Below are 4,736 nucleotides of genomic sequence, written 5' to 3'. Positions count from 1 at the left end.
AACTTATTATTGTTCTACTGTTATTATTTATATTATTTAATTTATTTCGTGCTTTATTAATTATGGTGTCAGGGAAAACCAATGGACGCCCTATGTCTCACTTTTTAGGGCGTCGGGTGTTATTTTCTGTTGTGGTATTAGTGATGGTGATTGCCGCACTAAAACTTGGTTTTATTAAGGCAAATCAGTCTCCCTTAATCACTAAAGCACATACACAAATACAAACAAACACAGCCAAACAACATCAACAAAATGCCAGTACCAAGCTGCAGCTTGAAAGGCAAAGTGCTTATCTTTAGTGAAATGTCCTTTCATAATGCGTAAAAACACCACCAATAAAATAATTGTTCCTAAGGTGACGTGCATGCCGTGAAAGCCGGTTAACAAAAAGAAGGTATTGCCATAAATGCCCGCATCAAGGGTTAAGTTAAGATCGTTATAAGCATATATATACTCTTCTACCTGCAGCCCTAAAAAGCACACTCCGAGTAAAATGGTCGCTCCCAAGCATACTTTGAGTGGGGTACGTTTATTATTTTCCATCGCCACATGGGCAAAATGTAAAGTTACCGACGAGGCCAGCAAAATAAGGGTGTTGATAAGCGGCAACCCTTGCCAGCCCATCGCTTGGGTCGAAGTGCCTCCTGGGGTATTTAGCAATGGCCACATGGCTTCAAACGTCGGCCACAATACTTCATTTGTCATGGCGTTGTTATCCGCACCTCCAAGCCAAGGCACAGAAAACATGCGAGCATAAAAAAGCGCCCCAAAAAATGCCATGAAGAACATCACTTCTGAAAAAATAAACCAGCTCATACCTTGCCTAAAAGAACGGTCCATTTGTGCAGAATAAAGCCCTTGATCAGACTCGTGTATGACATTTTTAAACCAGCTAAACAGCATGTAAAGGAGTACAGCTATACCTACGTATAACAAGTAAACGCCATTACCACCCTCTTTGCCCATATCCATTACGGTTAAGGCTGCGCCTACCGCAATAAAAAATAACGCAACTGCCCCAACTATTGGCCATGGACTTTGCTCTGGTACATAATAATGTTCATATTTTTGATTCATTTTATTTGCTCCTAGTTTTTCACTAGTTTTATAAGCTAGTTATTACTGGCTACTAGCCGCTCGCTAATATCAAATACGGTATAAGACAGGGTTAACTCTTCTACATCACTGGGTAATTCAGTATCTACATAAAACAATAATGTAAACTCCAGCTCTTCACCTGCCTTTAACGGTTGCTGATCAAAGCAAAAACACGCTATTTTGTGTAAATACTTGGCCGCTTTTCCTGGTGCTACCGACGGTATAGCCTGCATTACTTTATCTTCATTACTGTTATTTTTAGCGCTAAACTTAACTTCACGCATAGCCCCAGGCTTTACATCTACACTGTACTCTTTAGATTTAACTTCAAAAGGCGCACCACTTTGCGCATGCGTAGTGAAACTAACGCTGACTTCTCTATTTTCAGTGACCAAGGTACTTTGCTGTGCCTGCTCTAACGAGGGCTTACCATTAAGCCCCGTTATATCGCAAAACACGTCATACAAAGGGACCATGGCAAATGCAAATGCAAACATTGCAATGCAAATCACCACCAGCTTTTTTAATAACGGCAAGTGAGTCATTATTTAATGTCCGGCGGCGTTGAGAACGTATGATAAGGCGCAGGTGAATCAACTTCCCATTCAAGCCCCTCAGCTCCATCCCAAACTTTTGCAGGCACTTTGTCGCCCCCTTTTGCACATTTATACACAACCACCACAAATAATAATTGCGATAAACCAAAGGCAAACCCACCTATACTAATAATGGCGTTAAAATCAGCAAACTGTAGCGCATAATCTGGAATACGGCGTGGCATACCGGCTAACCCCACAAAATGCATTGGGAAAAACAGCACATTTACACTTATTAACGACAACCAAAAATGCCATTTTGCTAAGGTAATATTGAACATGTTTCCGGTCCATTTTGGCAGCCAATAATAAGCCCCCGCCATAATAGAAAACACCGCGCCCGTTACGAGTACATAATGAAAGTGTGCAACCACAAAATAGGTATCATGATATTGGAAATCGGCAGGTGTAATCGCTAGCATCAACCCCGAAAAACCACCTAAAGTAAACAACACAATAAATGCGATACTAAACAGCATTGGCACTTCAAAGCTAATAGACCCGCGCCACATAGTCGCTACCCAGTTAAATACTTTTACGCCGGTAGGTACCGATATCAGCATAGTCGCGTACATAAAAAACAACTCACCCGCCACGGGCATACCAGTGGTAAACATATGATGCGCCCACACAATAAAGCTCAACAAGGCAATGGAGGAGGTGGCATACACCATAGAGGCATAACCAAATAGTTTTTTACGTGAAAAGGTGGGAACAATCGTAGAAATAATGCCAAAGGCAGGCAAAATCATAATATAAACTTCAGGGTGACCAAAAAACCAAAAAATATGTTGGAACATCACCGGATCGCCACCACCAGCGGCATCAAAGAAACTGGTCGCGAAGTATTTATCGGTGAGCACCATAGTAACTGCACCAGCAAGTACCGGCATAACTGCAATAAGTAAAAACGCCGTGATCAACCATGTCCACACAAATAACGGCAGCTTCATCCACGTCATACCCGGAGCACGCATATTTACTATGGTGACCACCACATTAATGGCCCCCATAATCGAACTAATACCCATAATATGCACAGCAAATACAAACATTGCTGTGTTGTCGTTACTATAAGTGGTGGAAAGCGGCGCGTAAAAGGTCCAACCAAATGCAGGGCCACCACCAGGCATAAATAATGAAGCTAATAGGATTAAAAACGCAAACGGTAAAATCCAAAAGCTCCAGTTATTCATTCTCGGTAAGGCCATATCTGGCGCACCAATCATTAGCGGGATCATCCAGTTTGCCAAGCCGGTAAAGGCTGGCATAACCGCACCAAACACCATTATTAAACCATGCACTGTGGTCATTTGATTAAAAAAGTGAGGATCAACCAGTTGTAGGCCCGGCTGAAATAACTCAGCTCGAATAACCATCGCCATTGCCCCACCAATTAAAAACATGGTGAGTGAAAAAATTAAATATAAGCTACCTATATCTTTATGGTTGGTTGTAAATAACCAGCGCTTAAAGCCTGTGGCAGGTTGATGGGCATGATGAGCCTCATTGGTATTAGGTTGTTCTGCAATGCTACTCATTATTTAGCCTCCCCATCAGCATCCAGTGCCGCTTGTATCTCGCTCGGTTGAATTACATCACCAGTGTCATTACCCCACGCGTTGCGTTTATAGGTAATAACAGCTGCTATTTGCTTGATTGATAATTGCTTTGCGAAAGACTGCATAGCCGTACCTGGTTTACCGTGGAGCAAAATATCTATATGCCCTTTGATATCACCTATGACTATTGGGCTGCCTTTAAGAGCCGGAAAAACACCCGGCAAGCCTAATCCTGTTGGCTGATGGCACGCCGCGCAGCTCGCCATATAAACCTGCTCACCAAGCGCCATCAGCTCTTCTTTTGGTACAACTTGGTCTAATAACGCAGCGTCTGCTGCAGCTGCTTTTTGCTTGGCTTGTTTAGCCTCTGCTAACCACGTTTTGAAGTCTTCTTCTGTTTTAGCTTCTACCACAACAGGCATAAAACCATGATCTTTACCGCAAAGCTCTGCACACTGCCCACGGTAAGTACCAACCTCATTAATATTGGTCCATGTTTCATTAATAAACCCAGGGTTTGCATCTTTTTTAACGGCAAAGTCAGGCACCCACCATGAGTGAATAACATCATCTGAAGTCATTAAAAAACGTACTTTTTGATTAATTGGTAGTACCAGCGGTTTATCGACCTCGAGTAAATAATTCGGGTTTTTATCAGCAAGGTTGGTTATTTCATTTTGAGGTGTAGCTAGCATGGAATAAAACTCAACGTCCTCCCCCATATACTCGTAATGCCACTTCCACTGTGAGCCTGTAATTTTAATGGTGAGATCAGCTTTGCTGGCATCCTCCATGGCAATTAAGGTTTTAGTCGCAGGAATGGCCATAACAATTAATATGACAAAAGGGATCGCAGTCCACAGTATTTCTACTTTGGTGCTTTCATGGAATTGGGCAGGGACAGCCCCTTTAGATTTGCGATGATGAATGAGTGCCCAAAACATAATGGCAAACACGATCACCCCAATCACACAACATATTAAAAAAATAGTCATGTGCAGTTGGTATACATTATTACTTATATCGGTTACGCCTTTACGCATATTATATTGGCTATTAGCAAGCACATTCTGCGAAAAAACAAACAATATAAGCCACAAGGAAGAACTCAGCTTACCCATGTGACGGCTCCTTTGATGCTATTGCTGACGCAAAGCGAAGAGGCATACGGCTTAAACGCCTATTCGTTATTTTTATTTTTTATAAGGGTGCTGGATTTAGTAAATGTGTGTTCTCAAAACGACTAAGCTGTGAGTTATTTTTATTCCAGCTCTTTAATAACTAGTTAAAAAATAAACAATAAGCAAGGTGAGTATGAAAAATAAACAAGGTGTATTTTTTAAAATGCGCAGCTAAAAAAATAGCAACTAGTCAGGCAATTAATCTAAGAGTCAGGTTTAGTAAGGGGTGTATTGAAATTACAGGATAGAAATATAAAAAATTGTTAACTTAAAAAAGCAGAGTAAATTTGTTTATTTAT

The 4,736-nt window shown here is 41.3% G+C and carries 5 protein-coding genes; 1 reads left to right on the top strand and 4 read right to left on the bottom strand.

All coding sequences use genetic code 11. The features are described from left to right. Positions 1-5: 5 nt before the first annotated feature. Positions 6-299, top strand: a complete 294-nt coding sequence (locus QL984_RS18495; protein ID WP_356947853.1) for a DUF2909 domain-containing protein — start codon at positions 6-8, stop codon at positions 297-299. Here the strand turns inward: QL984_RS18495 and QL984_RS18230 are convergent. The 4 genes from QL984_RS18230 to coxB are packed head-to-tail and all read right to left on the bottom strand — an operon-like array spanning position 202 to position 4,377. Then, positions 202-1,077, bottom strand: coding sequence for a cytochrome c oxidase subunit 3 (locus QL984_RS18230; protein WP_028834829.1), 876 nt, complete (start codon positions 1,075-1,077; stop codon positions 202-204). The genes QL984_RS18495 and QL984_RS18230 overlap by 98 nt on opposite strands. Positions 1,078-1,112: 35 nt before the next feature. Beyond that, positions 1,113-1,643 (bottom strand): cytochrome c oxidase assembly protein, encoded by a 531-nt coding sequence (locus tag QL984_RS18225; RefSeq protein WP_013466139.1) that lies wholly within the window; start codon positions 1,641-1,643, stop codon positions 1,113-1,115. Continuing rightward, on the bottom strand, positions 1,643-3,235 hold the full coding sequence (gene ctaD, locus QL984_RS18220; protein ID WP_028834828.1) for a cytochrome c oxidase subunit I: 1,593 nt from the start codon (positions 3,233-3,235) through the stop codon (positions 1,643-1,645). The genes QL984_RS18225 and ctaD overlap by 1 nt, the downstream gene beginning before the upstream one ends. Beyond that, the gene (coxB, locus tag QL984_RS18215; RefSeq protein ID WP_013466140.1) at positions 3,235-4,377 is read right to left on the bottom strand and encodes a cytochrome c oxidase subunit II; all 1,143 of its coding nucleotides are present in this window, start codon (positions 4,375-4,377) and stop codon (positions 3,235-3,237) included. Before coxB ends, ctaD begins: the two co-directional genes overlap by 1 nt. Positions 4,378-4,736: the final 359 nt, after the last annotated feature.

The sequence above is a fragment of the Pseudoalteromonas sp. APC 3495 genome (assembly GCF_030407645.1).
GTDB classification, from domain to species: Bacteria; Pseudomonadota; Gammaproteobacteria; order Enterobacterales; family Alteromonadaceae; genus Pseudoalteromonas; species Pseudoalteromonas tetraodonis.
The sequence above is the reverse complement of the archived record's forward strand: the minus strand, read 5'-3'. Positions and strand labels throughout refer to the sequence as shown.